General features: G+C 31.7%; 20 protein-coding genes. 14 read left to right on the top strand and 6 right to left on the bottom strand.

Annotated elements, in window-relative coordinates; genetic code table 11:
- Positions 1-308 precede the first annotated feature (308 nt).
- On the top strand, positions 309-1,667 hold the full coding sequence (locus LQ598_RS10115; protein ID WP_016912504.1) for a YjiH family protein: 1,359 nt from the start codon (positions 309-311) through the stop codon (positions 1,665-1,667).
- A gap of 139 nt (positions 1,668-1,806) precedes the next feature.
- Here LQ598_RS10115 and LQ598_RS10110 read toward each other — a convergent pair whose 3' ends face one another.
- The 3 genes from LQ598_RS10110 to LQ598_RS10100 form a co-directional block, all read right to left on the bottom strand.
- Positions 1,807-2,133 (bottom strand): heme oxygenase, encoded by a 327-nt coding sequence (locus LQ598_RS10110; RefSeq protein WP_016912503.1) that lies wholly within the window; start codon positions 2,131-2,133, stop codon positions 1,807-1,809.
- An 11-nt stretch (positions 2,134-2,144) separates the two neighbouring features.
- Complete coding sequence (locus LQ598_RS10105; RefSeq protein ID WP_016912502.1) at positions 2,145-2,867, bottom strand: SDR family NAD(P)-dependent oxidoreductase; 723 nt, start codon at positions 2,865-2,867, stop codon at positions 2,145-2,147.
- Positions 2,868-3,010: 143 nt separating this feature from the next.
- Positions 3,011-3,274, bottom strand: coding sequence for a SunI/YnzG family protein (locus tag LQ598_RS10100; protein WP_016912501.1), 264 nt, complete (start codon positions 3,272-3,274; stop codon positions 3,011-3,013).
- A gap of 226 nt (positions 3,275-3,500) precedes the next feature.
- Between LQ598_RS10100 and argF the strand changes: the two genes are divergently transcribed.
- On the top strand, positions 3,501-4,502 hold the full coding sequence (gene argF, locus LQ598_RS10095) for an ornithine carbamoyltransferase (protein WP_016912500.1): 1,002 nt from the start codon (positions 3,501-3,503) through the stop codon (positions 4,500-4,502).
- A gap of 44 nt (positions 4,503-4,546) precedes the next feature.
- Here the strand turns inward: argF and rarD are convergent, their stop codons facing one another.
- Both rarD and hutG read right to left on the bottom strand, forming a co-directional pair.
- Entirely contained in the window at positions 4,547-5,455 is a 909-nt protein-coding gene (rarD, locus tag LQ598_RS10090) for an EamA family transporter RarD (RefSeq protein ID WP_107536948.1), read from the bottom strand.
- A gap of 3 nt (positions 5,456-5,458) precedes the next feature.
- Positions 5,459-6,448: a formimidoylglutamase gene (gene hutG / locus LQ598_RS10085; protein WP_016913195.1), complete on the bottom strand. Its 990-nt coding sequence runs from the start codon at positions 6,446-6,448 to the stop codon at positions 5,459-5,461.
- A 158-nt stretch (positions 6,449-6,606) separates the two neighbouring features.
- On the opposite strand from hutG, the gene LQ598_RS10080 reads away from it, so the two are divergent.
- Both LQ598_RS10080 and LQ598_RS10075 read left to right on the top strand, forming a co-directional pair.
- On the top strand, positions 6,607-7,290 hold the full coding sequence (locus tag LQ598_RS10080; protein WP_107557365.1) for a hypothetical protein: 684 nt from the start codon (positions 6,607-6,609) through the stop codon (positions 7,288-7,290).
- Between the two features lie 512 nt (positions 7,291-7,802).
- Positions 7,803-8,294 (top strand): metal-dependent hydrolase, encoded by a 492-nt coding sequence (locus tag LQ598_RS10075; RefSeq protein ID WP_016912641.1) that lies wholly within the window; start codon positions 7,803-7,805, stop codon positions 8,292-8,294.
- 48 nt (positions 8,295-8,342) lie between these two features.
- On the opposite strand, the gene LQ598_RS10070 is transcribed toward LQ598_RS10075, so the two are convergent.
- A complete protein-coding gene (locus LQ598_RS10070) occupies positions 8,343-8,495 on the bottom strand; it encodes a hypothetical protein (RefSeq protein WP_016912642.1) in 153 nt (50 codons plus the stop codon).
- Positions 8,496-8,674: 179 nt separating this feature from the next.
- Here LQ598_RS10070 and LQ598_RS10065 point away from each other — a divergent pair, with 179 nt between their 5' ends.
- The 10 genes from LQ598_RS10065 to LQ598_RS10020 all read left to right on the top strand — a co-directional run bounded on the left by LQ598_RS10065 (position 8,675) and on the right by LQ598_RS10020 (position 18,276).
- Complete coding sequence (locus tag LQ598_RS10065; RefSeq protein WP_107557364.1) at positions 8,675-9,862, top strand: UTP--glucose-1-phosphate uridylyltransferase; 1,188 nt, start codon at positions 8,675-8,677, stop codon at positions 9,860-9,862.
- A 13-nt stretch (positions 9,863-9,875) separates the two neighbouring features.
- On the top strand, positions 9,876-10,574 hold the full coding sequence (trhA, locus tag LQ598_RS10060; protein WP_016912644.1) for a PAQR family membrane homeostasis protein TrhA: 699 nt from the start codon (positions 9,876-9,878) through the stop codon (positions 10,572-10,574).
- Positions 10,575-10,583: 9 nt separating this feature from the next.
- A complete protein-coding gene (locus tag LQ598_RS10055; RefSeq protein ID WP_016912645.1) occupies positions 10,584-10,826 on the top strand; it encodes a hypothetical protein in 243 nt (80 codons plus the stop codon).
- Between the two features lie 123 nt (positions 10,827-10,949).
- Positions 10,950-11,351: a TipAS antibiotic-recognition domain-containing protein gene (locus LQ598_RS10050; RefSeq protein WP_107557363.1), complete on the top strand. Its 402-nt coding sequence runs from the start codon at positions 10,950-10,952 to the stop codon at positions 11,349-11,351.
- A 108-nt stretch (positions 11,352-11,459) separates the two neighbouring features.
- A complete protein-coding gene (locus tag LQ598_RS10045; RefSeq protein WP_107557362.1) occupies positions 11,460-13,049 on the top strand; it encodes an amidohydrolase in 1,590 nt (529 codons plus the stop codon).
- Between the two features lie 3 nt (positions 13,050-13,052).
- Positions 13,053-14,387, top strand: a complete 1,335-nt coding sequence (gene sdrM, locus LQ598_RS10040) for a multidrug efflux MFS transporter SdrM (protein ID WP_103323009.1) — start codon at positions 13,053-13,055, stop codon at positions 14,385-14,387.
- Between the two features lie 33 nt (positions 14,388-14,420).
- Complete coding sequence (locus LQ598_RS10035; protein WP_016912649.1) at positions 14,421-14,888, top strand: SepA family multidrug efflux transporter; 468 nt, start codon at positions 14,421-14,423, stop codon at positions 14,886-14,888.
- 70 nt (positions 14,889-14,958) lie between these two features.
- The gene (locus LQ598_RS10030; protein WP_016912650.1) at positions 14,959-16,428 is read left to right on the top strand and encodes an MDR family MFS transporter; all 1,470 of its coding nucleotides are present in this window, start codon (positions 14,959-14,961) and stop codon (positions 16,426-16,428) included.
- 126 nt (positions 16,429-16,554) lie between these two features.
- Positions 16,555-17,616 (top strand): Mrp/NBP35 family ATP-binding protein, encoded by a 1,062-nt coding sequence (locus tag LQ598_RS10025; protein WP_107557361.1) that lies wholly within the window; start codon positions 16,555-16,557, stop codon positions 17,614-17,616.
- Positions 17,617-17,631: 15 nt separating this feature from the next.
- Positions 17,632-18,276 (top strand): KinB-signaling pathway activation protein, encoded by a 645-nt coding sequence (locus LQ598_RS10020; protein ID WP_016913232.1) that lies wholly within the window; start codon positions 17,632-17,634, stop codon positions 18,274-18,276.
- Positions 18,277-18,667 lie beyond the last annotated feature (391 nt).

Below are 18,667 nucleotides of genomic sequence, written 5' to 3'. Positions count from 1 at the left end.
TAAAAATACAGACAAAATTTAATACCCGAACAATCGTAAAATGAGTTCATATTTTATGTATAGAATGAATCAAAAAAGGGTGAACAATCAATTTATCATACGGATAATATTCAATTAATTGAATATTTAAAAATTCAGTTAATAACTTATAATGAATTTTAGGACATATTATTATCTTTTATTATTTTTTATTTTACAAAAATAAATGACAGCGCTTACATAAAAATATATAATAAGATTAGAGATGAATAGTATTGAATATTTATTTATTATTGTGTATAGTTAGTCTTGCGAAAAGGAGAGAAAGTATGAAACAATCAAGTGTTTTAGTGGGAAGATTAAAATTTATAATATTATCATTATTAGGGATATATCTCTTTTTAATCCCAATAACAGTAACAGATGATAAAGGCAATCCAGAAACTAGTTTACCTGTTGCATTTTTAGCAAATACTGCTCTAGATTGGATAGGAGATTATGCAGGGTTAATCATTATGCTTTTAATTTGTGTCTCTGCAGTTATGTCATTAATTTATTCTACAGCTTTTAGTAGTTCTACTAAAAGAACGATAACTAATGAGTTGTTCAATGTGAATTGGATTTGGGTAGTTGTACGTATAATAGGTGCCATATTTGCTGTTTTTATATACTTTGACTTTGGACCAGGTGTTGTAATAAACGAAAACACAGGTTTAATGGTTTATAATGATTTATTACCAACTTTATTAGCTGTATTTTTCTTTGCAGGTTTATTCCTTCCGTTGTTAATGGACTTCGGTTTACTAGAATTTTTAGGGCCTATGTTTGCACCTGTAATGAGACCAGTGTTTAAATTGCCGGGAAGGTCTACAGTTGATAATCTCGCTTCATTTATTGGTGACGGAACAGTTGGAGTTATGATTACAAGTCAACAATATGAACAAGGTTTTTATACGAGAAGAGAAGCTACTGTAATAGCAACAACTTTCTCAGTTGTTTCTATCACATTCGCAATTGTTATTGCTCAAACAATTGGTTTAATGGATTATTTCTTCAAGTTTTACTTATCAGTTATTATATCTTGTGTTGTTGCAGCATTTATAATGCCTAGAGTTTGGCCGTTGAAGCAAATTCCGGATCAATACTCTAACGGAAGTACTGAGCAATTAAACGAGAAAATACCTAAAACACATAACCCAATTACATGGGGGTTTGAACAAGCTACAGAAAAAGCTGTTAAATCACCAGGGGTTAAACAATTTTTTATAAATGGTATTAAGACTATTTTGGATATGTGGTTAGCAGTATTGCCAGTCGTAATGACAATAGGTACAATAGCAACAATTGTTGCAGAGTACACACCAACATTCAGTATTCTTGGAGCGCCATTTGTACCATTACTTGAATTAATGCAAATTCCTTATGCTAAAGAAGCATCTGAAACGTTATTGATTGGTTTTGCAGATATGTTTTTACCATCTTTATTAATCAGTGATGTACCGAGTGATATGACGAGATTTATTGTAGGTGCTTTAAGTATTTCACAATTAATTTACTTATCAGAAGTAGGAGGGGTAATACTAGGTTCGAAAATACCAGTAAGCCTAGGAAAACTCTTTATGATTTATATCATTCGTACGATAATTGCACTTCCGATAATTGTTATACTAGCTCACATATTCTTTTAATGAATAAAGAAGTTGAGACATCATGCTCAACTCAAAATAAATAAGCATATCACGCTACTGATATTTTTCAGTGAATAGCGTGATATGCTTATTTTTATAGTGCATGCTTGATAGAAATGTTATTTACAAAAGCTTTTCCCTATTTAGGTTCAATTGTTGTTTCTACTTTTGCTATCGCAATTTCTGATCCTAACATTGGTGATTCACCTTTGTCTTTATTTGAATCGCCACCATGGTTATGTGCTTGTTTGAAAGCATCGCTATTTTTCCAAACTTCGAAATCTTCTAATTCTTCCCACCACATGTTTACATGTAATTCATCATGCTCTTCTATATCTTGCATATTCCAAGTTTCTACTTTGATGAAACCTTTCATCTCTTGTAAAGCGCCACCTTTAGTAAACATTGGTGCTAATTTTTCTGCAAAGCCTTTTTTCATTTTAATTCTATTTGTTACTACATACATAATGATCTCTCCTATTCTTTTGGTGTTGGGTTAGTCGCCCAAATTTGTGCTGTTTTCATAAATGTTCTTGGCTGTAATTTAAGCTGTGCTATTACGACATCTGCAACGTCTTCCGGATGCGTCATTGTATCTTCTTTTAATTGTGTTTCACCAATCAAATCAGTTAATACAGCTGATGGTGTTAAATAAGATACGCGAATATTATGCTTTCTCATTTCTTGCATAATACCTTCAGTCATTCCAATTACTGCATATTTAGTGGCAGAATAGATACTGCTTGTTGCATTTGCTTTTAAGCCCGACATAGAAGCAATATTTATAACATCGCCACTTTTTTGTTTTACTAAGTAAGGTAATGCTTCTTGTAATACGTAGTAAATGCCTTTAACATTCGTTTCAAATAATTGATCAAATTCAGATTCACTTACTTCTAAAAATGAATTATTTTTCATAATACCAGCATTATTAATGATGATATCTATTGAACCGAGTGCATGATAAGAATCTTCAATGAAGCGTTGGACATCTAATTGATGTGCAATGTTTGTTTCTTTATAAAAAACTTTCACATCAAATTGTTTTAATTCATCGGCAGTTGCTTTCAAAGTTTCGACATTTCTACTCGCTATTGAAACGTTTACCCCTTCACGTGCTAAGGCAATAGCTATAGATTTACCTATACCTTTAGAACCACCTGTAATAACAGCATTTAAGCCATTTAATTCTCTTAACATAATTAACATCACTCCTCTTCTATATGTTAGCATGCATTGAAAATGTATCATAATATTTAATATGATATATGCCAAAAATAACACCGCGAAGTCATCATTAAACGACTTCGCGGTGTTTATTTTAAATGCTATAAAGTTCAAACTTACGCTTTCGTGAGTTCGTTATAAATTTTCTTATCAGCATGTGTATAAATAATGTATTCTTTCTCATTTGTTTCAATAATGACACGATTTGTTTTACCAAAAGTTGAACCAATTCTTACGATATGATCCTGATCTTCATTAGACAAAGCGTGAATATCCTGATCTTCCTTAATGTCTTTAATCTCATTATTTGGAATTGTAATGTCAGCGACTCTCCATTGAATATGAACTTGATTATTGTCTTTTGATACTCTCATTGCCATATCTAAACACATCCTTTTGTTTGATGACTACATCATAACGTATAATGTATCCGTTTTCAATAGATAACAAGGAAATTGTGTTATCTTTTTTGTTTAATATGTCATACTAATCAGTATTAGTATTTTTATGCAATATATTGAATAACTATTTACAAATGAGATTCTATGTTGTAATATTATCTTTATAAATAAATAAGGAGCTGGTTTCATTGGGACGGAGTTATCTATGTTAAAGGAATTAAATAAGATGAGTTTTTTAAAAGAAGTTGATTTTTCTAAAGAAGAGTTAGAAACACTTATTGATTTAGCAATAGAACTAAAATTCAAAGAAAAGCATCAGATCCCACATCGTTACTTAAACGGGAAACATATTGCTTTATTATTTGAAAAAAATTCTACGAGAACACGTTCAGCTTTTACAGTAGCTGCTACTAAAATGGGTGCAAGTGTGTCGTATCTTGGTAAAGAAGATTTACAATTAGGCAAAAAAGAATCTGTTGAAGATACAGCGATTGTATTAGGTTCAATGTTTGATGGAATAGCTTTTAGAGGATATGAACAAAAGACAGTAGAAGACTTGGCTAAGTTTTCAAATGTACCAGTATGGAATGGCTTAACAAATGAGTGGCATCCAACACAAATGCTAGCTGACTTTTTAACGATTAAAGAATATTTTGGCACTTATGAAGGAAAGACACTTACATTTATAGGTGATGGTCGCAATAACGTAGCGAATTCGTTGCTTGTAACAAGCGCGATACTTGGTGTGAATATACATATCGTCGCACCGGAAGAGCTACATCCTAGTTCAGAAATTCAAGAAATGGCTAAATCACTTAGTGAAAAATCACAAAGTGAAGTGTTAATTACAAGCGATATTCAAGAAGGTATTTATGGTAGTGACGTCATTTACACGGATGTTTGGTGCTCGATGGGTGAAGAAGATCAACTTGAAGAACGTTTCGAACTATTAAAAGATTATCAAGTGAATCAACACCTTATCAATTTAACAGGTAAAAATGATACTTTATTTTTACATTGCTTGCCGGCTATTCATGATTTGAATACGGAAATGGGCGCACTTTGTTTCGAAAAATTTGGTGTACCTTGTATGGAAGTAACGGATGATGTTTTCAGATCAGAATATTCAAAAGTATTCCAACAAGCTGAGAACAGAATGCACACAATAAAAGCATTACTTGCTACAACATGTGGCGAAATATTTTAATAAATAAAAGAGGCACTTCATTACGAAGTGCCTCTTTTAAATTTCTATATATCTTTTATTAATTTTTTGCGGTTACGACTGATTTCTACATATTTAGTGTAGCTATAAAGGATGATACCTGCCCAAATAAATATGAATGTGATCAATTGATCGATATCAAAGTGTTCATTTAATAAGAAAATACCTATAAAGAACATGATAGTTGGCCCGATATATTGAATGAATCCTGTTAGTGAAAGTGGTATTTTTCTTGCACCAGCACTAAATAAAATAAGTGGTATAGCTGTTACTGCTCCTGATAGTAATAACCATCCGCTTGAAACATTCATACCAAATGTAATGGCATCGGTTTGCGATAAGTAAAATATATAAAGCAATGCTGCTGGCATTGTGACAATACATTCTATTGTTATGCTACTAAATGCATCAATGTCTACAACTTTTTTAATTAATCCATACAATGCAAACGATGTTGCTAGAATGATGGATACGTATGGAAATTCTCCAACTTGAAACGTCATATAAATCACGCCGATAAATGCTAATAAAATGGCTATCCATTGTGCTTTTGAGAAACGTTCTCCTAAAAATACAAATGCTAGAAAGATACTCATTAAAGGATTGATATAATAGCCAAGACTTGCTTGAAGTACATGATGGTTATTAACTGCCCATATAAATGTACCCCAGTTAACTGTAATGATATAACCTGCTGCAATGATAGCGAACAACATTTTTTTATGTTGGAATAACTTAACTGTTGCATGCTTAAACATGGAAAGTTGTTTAGTTAATAATAGTAATAACAACATAAATACTGTGGACCAAATAATTCTATGTGCGAGTATTTCGAAAGGTCCTATTTCATTTACGAGGTTCCAATAAATTGGAAGGACACCCCAAATGATATATGCAAATGCAGCATATATAATGCCTTTTTTAGTTTCTGTCATTGATTAAGACTCCCATTGTGATTGAATTACTTCTGCTTGATCGTGATAGATATTTGAAGCGATGTTTGCTAATAATCTCGACGTTCGATTATCGATATCAAATCGTGGTGATAATTCAGCTATACTGATGCTTGAGCTTTTATTTGAGTTTGTAACGAGCTGCAAAATTGTTTGTACGATTTGAGGTTGTAACCCCATAATACAAGGTGCACTAACAGCAGGTGCATAACTAACATCTATTGAATCTGTACATAATGTTATAAGAATTTCGTCATATCCTTCAATAAATGAGTTAATAGAAGTTATCGTTTCTATAGATAAATGACTACGTAGTTCATCTTCACGTATGTATTGAACGCCATACTCATCGGCTCTTTCAAACAGAGCTTTCGTATTTCCGTTTTTTTGTATACCTAACACAAAATAACCAACTTGATCATCTTGGTCTAAAATTTGTTTGAACATCGTTCCAGAAGAAGGTTGTTCATCATAATCTCTCATATCAAAATGAGCATCTATATTTATAATTCCGATTTTTTTATTTCTATTAGCTCTTCTTACACCAAGGTAATGGCCGTATAGCACTTCATGACCGCCACCAACAATGATTGTAAAATGGTTATATAATAAAATTTTTGAAATTTTATATCCGAGTTCTTCTTGAGCTTCTTCCATTTTAGTTTTGTTGCAAATGACATTACCATAATCGGTTAAGTGTAAATATTCATTATGAATCGGTAAAGGACTCAATGACTTTCTAAAATGTTTCGGACCATCTACAGCTCCCGTTCTACCGTTGTTTCTAGATACACCTTCATCACATTCAAAGCCTATAAGCGCCATGTTTATTTGGTGTTCAAATTCTTTCTTAGGCTGAATATCTTGTTTTTCGATATTAATCGATTCAACAATTTGATGGAACCTAAATGCAGATCTTAAAGACGTGCTATCAGTTCTTCCAGTCCACTCATCCTTTTTAACATCTTTGTACATAACAAATACCTCCTACATGTTACAATAGTTTTTACTAATATAAGTTTATCATGTATGATATTCATATGTTTTAATAAATGCTTAATTATTTTATAAGAAAGAAGTGTCTTTAAATGAATAGAAAGAAAGATAAAGCAAAAAGGCCGAGGAGTGATTCTATGAAATGGATATATGGTCTCTTAACAGTTTGCTTATTATTTCTAGTAGCATGTGACAATCAATCTTCTAAGAATAATGAACCGAATAATGGTGGAAAGTCATCTGAAACAAAAACGACAGAAGAAAATACAACGGAAGTTAGAACGAAAGAAAAAAGTAGTGAAAATACAACTGAAAATAAACAAAGTGTTGATCATACAGAACAACAATCTACAGAAGAAATTCCAGTAGAAGAAAATGTTAATGGCGTAAAGCCGAGCAAACATACTGAAACCGAAGAATTTGATACTGAAACATATAATACTGCAAGAAATTGTCTGTTAAACCAAGGTAATTCTCAAGCAGAATGTGATGAAGTAGAAAGCACTTTAGAGTTTACGCGAGCTTGGCAAAATTTAAGTCACGATGGTTATTTATGTAAAGATGACGGTTGTACGTTACCTAAAGATAATCAACAACAAAATCAAGATAGTAATCAACAGTCAGATCAAAATTCAAACTATCAAACAAATGAGTCTAATACTGGCGATGATCATAAACAACAAAATCCATCAAATGATAGCAATCAACATTATGATGAAACAAATAACAACGAACAAAACCAACAACAGCAACATAGAACAAGTGAATCAACTCATGAAAATAACAGCAATCAAGAGAATATAAATAAAGAAGCAAGTTAAAGAAAAAGGGTAGAACATTATTCCTTTTCTCAAAATGAATCACCCAATCCGAAAATGAAACAAACGGATTGGGTGATTTTTGTATTTATGAATCTTACGATTTTGCTTGTACATGCTTGCCTTATGAATATGGCTCGAGCCTGTAGTCGCGCGCGTCTAAGATTGCCATCCAACTTATTCAAATAGAACGCTAAACGTATAGACTTAATTGTGGCTTAACAAAAAAGACTGCCAACTAGTTCACTTTTAGTGACTTTGTAGACAGTCTTGTTTGTTGTGAAATAAGGGGGTTATTTCAACAATGGTATAGGGTTATGTTTAATATGACTTACACTTATAGTTTAACAGGGTATATATACAAATCAACACTTATGTGATTATTTTCACAAATTTGTCATTTGAAATATCATTTTGTGATATATATCACTCATAAGTCACAAAGTGTTCGTATACTTGTTCGGTATTTTGTGATAAAATAAATAAAAACGATTTTGAAAAGAGGATCATTTAATATGACAGGAAAAACACATCTAGCTTGCGGTATATTCATCGGGTCATCATTAAGTATATATTATGGAGAAGATGTATTTACTTCTTTTACTATAATTAGTTTATGTGGTGTATCAAGTTTAGTACCAGATATTTGCCACTTCAAAAGTAATCTCGGGAAGAAATTATTCCCAATTAGTTTTATTATAAGACTGATTTTTGGGCATAGAACGTTTACACATTCTTTATTATTTTTATTTTTAATCTATTGGGGATTGAATTCGATATCTGCACCAGAACCATATTTAGTTTCTATTTTATTAGGCATGTTATCTCATATCGTTTTGGATATGTTAACGCCTAGAGGTGTTAAATTGTTCTATCCATTAGATGTATCTGTAAAGTTGCCTATTGTATTTAAAACAGGTGGAGCAGTGGACTTAAGTCTGTCTTCAGCTTTTTCGATTGTTACGATTATATTATGGTGGAAAGACATTTATCGTTTATTTATATAAAAAAAGCTACATACACGAACTGTGTATGTAGCTTTAATACTTATTATGTTATTTTCCGAATTTACCTTTTAAATCTTCGCCTTTATCTTTAGCGAAATCTTTACCTTTTTCAGTATACTCGTCTTTATTTTCGTTTACGTGGTCCTTACCTTTATCAACTGCTTTGTCTTTCGCGTCGTTGAACTTATCTCCTAAACTCATAATAAAATCCTCCTTGGCCTATTATAATAGGAATATTTTGTGTTTGAATCAACACATTACTATATTTACCCACATAATTTAAAAATAATCATTTTATTTATAATTATTTTGTGATATTTTTAGACAAATCATTCTAAAGTCGTATAATGATAATGAGTCAAATATTCGGAGGTATTATAATGCTAGATGAAACGATGTTAAAAAGACATGGGCAAGACCACTTTTTAGAGTATAGTAAAGTGATGAGTCGTAGTGAAAAAGAACAATTAGTATCAGATGTTAACAGATTAGATTTAGATGAAATTGAAGCTTTATATAAAGATGTTTATGAAAATAGAAAACCAATTGAAATAGCAGATGATATAGAACAAGTTGCTTTTGATGTTAAAAGTCAGTTTACTCAAGACGAGTTGAAATCATATAGATCTCTAGGTCTTAAAGCTATTAAAGATGGGAAGTTTGCTGTCTTATTAATGGCTGGTGGACAAGGTACAAGATTAGGACACAAAGGTCCAAAAGGTACTTTTTCTTTTAATGATAAAAGTTTATTTGAAAGACAAGCGGAACAACTTCGTGATTTAGTGAATGAAGTTGGCACGCCGATTCATTGGTATATTATGACAAGTGACGTTAACCATAAAGATACACTATCATTTTTCTTAGAACATAATTATTTCGATTATGACAAGAATTATATTCACTTTTTTAAGCAAGATCATATTGTATCTTTAACTACTGAAGGTAAGTTGATTTTAAATACTGATAAGCGTATTATGCGTACACCTAATGGCAACGGTGGTGTGTTTAAATCATTAGATAAAACAAATTCATTATCAGAAATGAAAGATAATGGTGTTGAGTATTTATTCTTGAATAATATTGATAATGCTTTAGTTAAAGTGTTAGACCCAGAATTTGTCGGTTACACTGTTGAACAGAATAGTGATGTTACGACTAAATCAATTAAAGCTTATGATGATGAAAAAGTAGGTCGTCTAGTATCTTTAGAAGGAAAAAAACGTGTGCTCGAGTACTCTGAATTATCACCTGAAGATGTCAATAAACTTGATAATGCTAATATAGGCATTCATGTGTTTAAACTTGATTTTCTAATAGAGGCAGCGTCTAAACCGTTACCTTATCATTTAGCTATTAAAAAACTTAAGCAATTAGATGAAGATTTCAGCGTAGTTGAAGTTGAGTCATTAAAGTTTGAGTTATTCTACTTTGATATTTTTAAATATGCAAATACATTTGCTACACTACAAGTAGATAGAAATAAAGAATTCAGTCCTTTAAAGAATAAAGAAGGACAAGATAGTATAGAAACAGCTCAAAAAGATTTAGAAAATAATCAACTTTTATAAAAGAGGTATTTGAATGGAACAAATAAATAATGAGACGTCTCAACAAAGAAAAAATGGGAAAGTTAAAGAAGCATTTAAAGATATCATGCCTCTTTCTTTTGGAGAAGAAGTAGGGAATGCTGTTTCACATGGTATTCCAGCATTTTTACTTTTATTCTTTTTACCATATGCAGCAGTAGAAAGTTATATTAGTGATGGCGCACTTAAATCAACAAGTGTATCAATTTATATTATTAGCATTATGCTTATGTTTTTATCATCAGCAGTTTATCATTCAATGTCTTCATCTTCACCTCAAAAATATATTATGAGAATTATTGATCATAGTATGATTTATATAGCTATTTGCGGAACTTATACACCAATTGCTTTAGCATTAGTAGGCGGATGGTTAGGTTGGTTTATTATGGCTGTACAATGGGGTATTACCATTTGGGGCATTGTTTATAAATCTACAGCTAAAAATGTAAATCATAAATTGAGTTTGGCCATGTATTTAATAATGGGTTGGATGGGTGTGCTCATGTTACCAGCAATTATTAACAAAACTTCATTAATATTTATGTTATTCATACTATTTGGTGGCCTTAGTTATACAATAGGTGCTTGGTTCTATGCCCAAAAAGATAAAAAGTACTTCCATATGATTTGGCACTTCTTCATTCTTATTGCTTCAATATTTCATTTTCTAGCAATTATGTACTATATGTAGGAGGTAAAAATGAACTATCGTTTGTATTACACCGTGCTTACTATTATTGTTTTAATTCAAGGTTATTTCTTTTATTACTTTGTATTTACTGATGGCAAACAAGCTGGGTTACAGTTTATGGGGTTCATTTCTCTGATATTCGGTTTAATATTAGTCTATATCATCATAATGTTAGTTAAACATCAACGAAGAAATAATAGCCAAAAGTTCAATGAACATATTAATAAAGGCGAACAAAGACGATTAAAATAGCGCGAATAAGAACGATCAACTAAGAAAAAATTCATTAGTTGATCGTTCTTTTGTTAGATTTTTATAAAACGGGTAAATAAATAGTATTAAGAAAGTTATCGATATGAATAGGGGGATATAATCATGTCAGATGAAAAAAAGTTTGAACCATTCCACCGTGATCAGTTAAATAAGAACGAAGAGATACAAAGTGAGACAGTTAAAGATAGAAGTGGTCACAAAATAGACCAAGCCGATGATAATTTCTTAGATATGAGTCAAAGTGAAATTAAAGGTAAAAATCAAATTGAAAAGAAATTATTAGAGCAATTAGATGAACTTGTGCAGCAAGGTGCTACATTAGAAAGACAAGAAGAAGTTACAGAATTGCATAGAGAATGGCTTACTTATAGTTGGCCAAATTATACAGAAGATAAACATTTAGAAATCATAAATATGTATGAAGCGGATGAAAGGTATCGTGATTATTTTGGTGAAGATAGAACACAAGAATTAATTACGGCAGTCAAACACGTATTGCTTTAAGTTAATTGCTTAAACAGCAATATATAAGACATCGATTTTATCGGTGTCTTTTTCGCTTTTAAATATGTAAAATTAACATAAGTCATTTTTAAAGAGGAGATGGGTCTGATGAAGAAGTTATTTAAGAATGGAACAGTATACACAATGAATCATTCTGAAGATACATATGCAGGTGTTATAGTTGATAATGGAATTATAGAAGCAGTTTTATCTCAAGAGGATCTAAAGGGGATTAATCAAAATAATTTTGAAGTGATCGATTTAAACGGGGGTACAATGTTACCAGGATTTGTTGAAACGCATATTCATGTTATGGGCACAGGTGTATGGTTATCTTCTGTTATTTTAAACGGTGAAACAAATATAGAGAACGTTAAAGAAAAAATTAAGCAAAAAGCTAAAACGCTCGAAGCAGGTGAGTGGTTAGTAGCTGAAGGATATGATGAAAACTTATTAAATGGTATTCGGTTAGATAAAAGCGATTTAGACGAGCTATGTAAAGATCATCCAGTGATTATTAAACGAGTTTGTCGACATGCAGCAATCGTTAATTCGAAAGCGCTCGAAGTGATAAACATACAAGATGACGTAGAAAATCCTGATGGTGGATCGTATGAAAAGCGTAATGGTCAATTAACAGGGTGGGTTTACGATACTGCTATGGAACCATTTGAAGAATTGGCTTCCAATGAAGATGAGCAATCACTCACTAAACATTTAGAACGTGCTATTGATTATTTATATCAATTTGGTATAACGGGATCGCATACAGAAGACTTAGGTTATTACGAAGATTATAAAGATGTATTGAACGCTTATAAAACAGTTGTTGGAGATAAGGACAATCAAAGACCGTTTAGAGTACGATTGTTACGTCATTTTAGTGTTTATGAACAAATGATGGATGAACAAGCTACCTTTGTTGATGGATGGTTAGAACCTGATGCTATGAAATTCTATGCCGATGGTGCTTTTGGCGGTAGCACAGCCTTAATGAAAGAATCGTATTCAAATGATCCAACAGGAGAAAATTATGGATTGGCAATATATACACAAGAAGCATTAAATGAAAAAGTTAAACTAGCTAGAAATTATGATGGCGCTATAGCCGTTCATATGATTGGTGATAAAGCTTGTGAAATGGTATTAGATGCTATTGAAAAATACCCAGCACCTAAAGGTTTAAGAGATAGATTAATTCATATTAGTACTTTGAATGAAACATTATTAAATCGTGTTTCTAAATTACCTGTAATATGCGATGTGCAACCTCAATTTATCACGAGTGATTTTCCATGGGTTCAAGAGAAAGTTGGAAATGAAAGAGCTAGATATTTATATCCATTTAAATCAATGTTAGACTTAGGTATTATTATCGGTGGTGGATCAGATGCACCAATAGAAACACCTAATCCTATGCTTGGTGTTCATGCAGCTGTTAACAGACAATCTTATGGTGAAGACGGCGCATATTTTATTGAGGAAGCATTATCTATATTTGATGCAATCAGTTTATATACAACGCAAGCAAGTGAGATTGCACAAACAACTGATCGAACTGGAAAAATAAAATCTGGATATGAAGCGGATTTTACAGTGTTAGATAAAGATCCATTTAAGACTAATCCAAAAGAGTTAGCGAATATTCAAGCAACTAAAACGATTGTTAATGGAAAAATTGTATATGAAAGAGTGTAAATTATGAGTAAGAATAAAGGGATTGTGTTGGCGCTCGTACTTATAATGTTTATGAGTGCTATTGAAACTTCTATCGTGTCATTAGCAACACCAACAATGCAAAGAGATTTTAATATTGATACAGAAGTCGCGCTAATCTTTACTGTTTATTTAGTTGCTGTCGTATTTATGACACCAATTGTTGGTGAATTAGTAAAACGTATAAATATTAAATTGGTCGTGTTATTTGGTATATCAGTTTTTATAATTGGTAGTGTATTTTGTGGATTGAGTGAGATGACCAACAGTTTCCCATTGCTTGTCATCTCAAGAATTGTGCAAGGTCTTGGTGCAGGTGTCATGATGACTTTAGGACAAGTTATACCAAAGCTAGCATTTCCTATACCTCAAAGGTATAAAGTAATGGGGATAGTTGGAAGTGTTTGGGGAATATCTAGTATTGTAGGTCCACTACTAGGCGGTGCAATATTAGAATCTTTAAATTGGAGCTTTCTATTCTATATAAATGTTCCGATAGCTTTAATATCAATGTGGCTTGTCATTAAATATTTTAATTTTGAACAAGAAACAGTTGAGAAAACGAAATTAGATTATAAAGGATTATTAATATTTTATGGTGTAGTAGCCAGTTTCTTATTAATAGTAGCTGAGCACATACCTTTTATAGTAAGAATGATTTGTTTCATCATATTAATTGCACTTGTTTTCAGTTTATATAAAGTAGAAACAAGTATCAAAAATCCATTCGTTCCGATTGAAGCATTCAACAGGAAAATAATATTAGTACTATTTACAGACTTAATATATTCTACGATGTTGATGGGGTATACTATTTTTATGCCGATATATTTGCAGAATGAACAAGGCTTTTCACCTTTACAAAGTGGGTTAACGATATTCCCTATGTCAGTAGGTTGGCTATTTATTACATTCATATTAGGTAGATTAGATAAATTAAAACTAAAATTTATTTATATGCTTGCATTCTTAGCGATGTTTGTAGGCAGCTTTGCAATGTTAACTGGCGTAGAATGGATTGTAATTATCCCATTCGCAGTATTTGTCATGGGTATATCTTTCGGAACAGTATATACAAAAGACGTAGTGGTCGTTCAAGAAGAAGCACCATCACAACAACTAGGATCAATGATGTCGATTTACACACTATTTAAAACAATTGGAAGCACAACGGGATCGTTAATTGTAGCTTCAATATATGTATTAGATCTTTCTTTTTTAAATTATGGTATTCAAAACATTATGCTTTATATGATGCTCGTTGCTGTAACATTAACGATTGCATGGTCAATCATTTTTAAAGAAACAAAAAGTATTTAACGAAGAAAACTCATCTAAAGGGAGTAACAATGTATGAAAAGGAAAAATAAGCGCTTTGATGTTTTTCAATTATTGTCCATATTGATTATTATAAGTATTTTCACATTGTCTGGTGCAGTTTTCATTGTGTTACTTTCATTTGGTATGTTCGGTTTAAGTAGAATTTTAATTTATTATGGTTTGGCTGAATTTAATTACAACAAAAGTATGATTGATAACTTGTTCTATTACGGTAGTTATATACTGTTTGGTTATTTTACTTTAGTGGCTATTGAATTTTTATTAGACAGATTTAAAAACAAATTAAATGATAATCCGTATTTTAAAGGTATGACCTTTCATTTATTAACCATTACTGTTAGCACATTTATGTTTTATTTCACAGTCCATATTTATTATTCACAAATCAAAATTGAGTTTTGGGTAATTTTAATTATTATTACGATTCTCTATATATGTACTGAGATATTCTATCCAGATAGCAAAAATTTAAATAGATGAAACATTTATTTTGATTTCCGAAATAAAATAGGGCATAATAGCAAAGGTATATTTGGAAGGAGTTGAAACCATGAATGTTCAGGACATTTCAAAAGGTAAAAGAAATCTAGTTGTAGCTGTGATGTTAGTGAGTGCCTTTGTGGCGATTTTAAACCAAACTTTATTAAATACAGCGATACCTGAAATCATGGTACATTTAAAAATTGATGCTAACCAAGGACAATGGTTAATGACAGGATTTATGTTAGTTAATGGTGTTATGATACCAGCCACTGCCTTTCTAATGGATAAATTTAATACAAGACCACTTTATTTAATGGCGATGATATCATTTACTATAGGTACTTTGGTAGCAGCACTTTCGCCTAATTTTAGTATATTAATGTTAGCAAGAGTACTACAAGCTATGGGCGCAGGTGTTATGATGCCTCTTATGCAATTTGTACTCTTTAATTTATTCCCAAAAGAAAAACGTGGTTTTGCGATGGGTATGGCAGGTTTAGTTATTTCATTTGCACCTGCATTAGGTCCAACATTATCAGGGTATTTAGTTGATAATTTTAGTTGGAGAAGCCCATTCTACTCAATTATTCCGTTTTCAGTTGTAGCATTAGCTTTTGGTGCGAAATACTTAACAAACATTTCTAAACCAAAAGATGTACATTTAGATGTACCATCTATTATTTTATCAACAGTAGGATTTGGGTCGTTATTATACGGTTTCAGTAGTGCCGGTTCGCTAGGATTTTCGTCACCTATCGTTATAGCTTCACTCATTATCGGTATTGTTACGTTAGTAGTATTCGTATTAAGACAGTTAAAACTAGAGACACCATTGTTAAATGTAAGAGTGTTCAAATATAAAACATTTGCGTTAACAACGGTTATTGGTGTCTTCTCAATGGTATCTTTAATTGGTCCATCATTATTGATGCCAATGTATATGCAAGATGCAAGAGGTTATACAGCGCTAATATCAGGATTGCTACTATTACCGGGTGCGATTATAACAGGTGTAATGTCGCTCGTAACAGGTCGATTATTCGATAAATATGGTGCGAAATGGCTAGCGATTATAGGTTTCTCAATTATAACAGTCACAACATTGATGCTCGCATTCTTGAGCTCAGACACATCATTAGTATATTTAATTGTTGTTTATACAATTAGAATGTTCGGTGTTTCAATGATTATGATGCCAGTAAATACAGCTGGTTTAAATGCGATACCGAATGAGGTCTTATCGCATGGGACAGCAATGATGAATACATTAAGAACAATTGCTGGTTCAATCGGTACAGGAATATTAGTAACAATTATGTCAATTGGTGCTAAAAACTTTAATCCGTCCCAAGAACAATTAGAAACAGCTAGTGCTGGCGATAAAGCACAAATATTGCAATCACAAGCAATGATACACGGTATAAACATCGCATTCTTAGTATTAACAATCATTGTATTCTTTGGTGTGGTACTTTCATTCTTTATTAAAACAGAAAATAAACATCACAATACTAGAATACCTAATCATTCAAAATAAGATTTCAAAAACCACCTTGTTAAATAGGTGGTTTTTTTGAACATTAAACTACCTATTATCATATTTTTTTTGTTACACTAATGATAAAGATGGATAGATAAACATTTAAGAAGGGGAGTCATAGCTTTGTTATCTGTAGAACAGGTTAAAGAACTTGTGGGAGCATTACATGATCCGATTGTAGATGTACCACTAAAAGAAACAGGCGGTATTATTGAGGTAAGCATTAAAGAAGAGAAAGAACATATTAGTGTGAAGATTGCCATTGCTAAATTAGGCGGTCAACCTCAATTAGATTTACAAATGGAGATTGTTGATTTATTAAAAGAAAATGGTGCTAAGACGGTTGGAATTAGATTTGATGAATTGTCAGAAGAAGCACTTGATAAATTTAAAGCAGTTATGGAAGAACAAACTATAGAAGGATTACTATCTAAAGATAATCCTGTTGAATTTATAGCTATCGCTTCAGGTAAAGGCGGTGTTGGTAAATCAACAGTCGCAGTCAATTTAGCAGTATCTCTAGCAAGACAAGGGAAAAAGGTTGGACTTGTTGATGCTGATATTTATGGTTTTAGTGTGCCAGATATGATGGGTATCCAAGAAAAGCCTGAAGTAGAAGGTGAACAAATTATACCTGTTGAACGCGAAGGCGTTAAAGTTATTTCAATGGCTTTCTTTGTAGAAGAGAATGCACCAGTTATATGGAGAGGTCCTATGCTAGGTAAAATGATCACAAGTTTCTTTACAGAGGTTAAATGGGGAGAATTAGATTATCTTATACTTGATTTACCTCCGGGTACAGGTGACGTAGCACTTGATGTACATACAATGTTACCTTCTAGTAAAGAGATTATTGTTACGACGCCACATCCAACTGCAGCATTTGTAGCAGCACGAGCAGGTGCAATGGCTAAACATACAGATCATTCTATCATTGGTGTTATTGAAAATATGTCTTATTTCCAAAGTGAAGAAACAGGTAATAAAGAGTATGTGTTTGGTAAAGGTGGAGGCGCGAAGCTAGCGCAAGAACTTCAAACAACATTATTAGGAGAACTTCCTTTAAGTCAACCAGAGTGGGATGAAAATAATTTTTCTCCTTCTATATATAAAGAGAATGAAGATTTAGGTAAAGTATATAGTCAAATTGCTAAAAATATAATCAATATAACAATGGAAGAGTAGTGCGGAGGTAAGCTAGTGACCTTAAAATATTTAATTCAATTTTATAGAAACACATTGCTTATTGGTGTTGTCGTTACATATATATCATCTTTGGTCTTTGGTTATGATAAAGTGACGAAGTATTTATTTGCAGGAGATATTGGTAATTTTATTGCAGCATCAGTATGGTTTGTAGTTGTTGGATTGCTAGTTGCTACTATAAGTCAATTAGCATATTTCATCTATTTGTTTATAAACCAGTTAGGTATAGGTATATTTGGAAAGATATGGCCACATGTACAAATTGTCGTTACGATATTTGCGATATTTGATTTAGTCTATTTTAGATTTTTAAGATTTGGTGGTACTGATCAAATACTTTCATTTATTTGGCTACCGATAGTCGTGATTATTTTTGCGATTATTACAAGCAATGTTAAAAACAAACAATCTAAAAAGAATTTATGGATTCCATCTATGTTCTTTATGATCGTTATGACAACAGTAGAACTTATACCATTTTTAAGAGTGGAAGATACAAGTTGGATTTATTTAACGATATTTGGCTTATTATTATGTAACGCATATCAACTTATTACATTGCCAAAATTTAATGCACTATCTTTAGAAGAAAGAAAAACAAAGAAACTAAATAAAGAGAATGGTATGAAAAGTAAGTGATTTATGATGAAAAACACAAGATTAAAGGTTTATTACACCTGGATTTTGTGTTTTTTAATTTTTTGTAAAAAAGTTCGGTAATATCGTTGACTTTTAGAACACCACTTGATATTATAAATAGGTCGCTGAAAACGACAGCACAACAACACGAACACAATTTAAAGTTTTTGTTAAAAGTGTAAAATTGACTCTTGTTAATACGGTTTAAATGTTATATATTTATAAACGTGTTAAAAAACAGTTAAGAAATAAGTTGAAAACAATCATTGTTTTTAGTACAATATTGTTTAGACAAATAACAAATGAACATTGAAAACTGAATGACAATATGTCAACGTTTAATTCCGATAATTGAGTACTGAAAGTACTTCAAAGAGTGATTGGCTCAACC

The sequence above is a fragment of the Mammaliicoccus sp. F-M27 genome (assembly GCF_022387115.1).
GTDB lineage: Bacteria > Bacillota > Bacilli > Staphylococcales > Staphylococcaceae > Mammaliicoccus > Mammaliicoccus vitulinus.
This window is presented reverse-complemented; position numbering and strand designations above follow the sequence as displayed.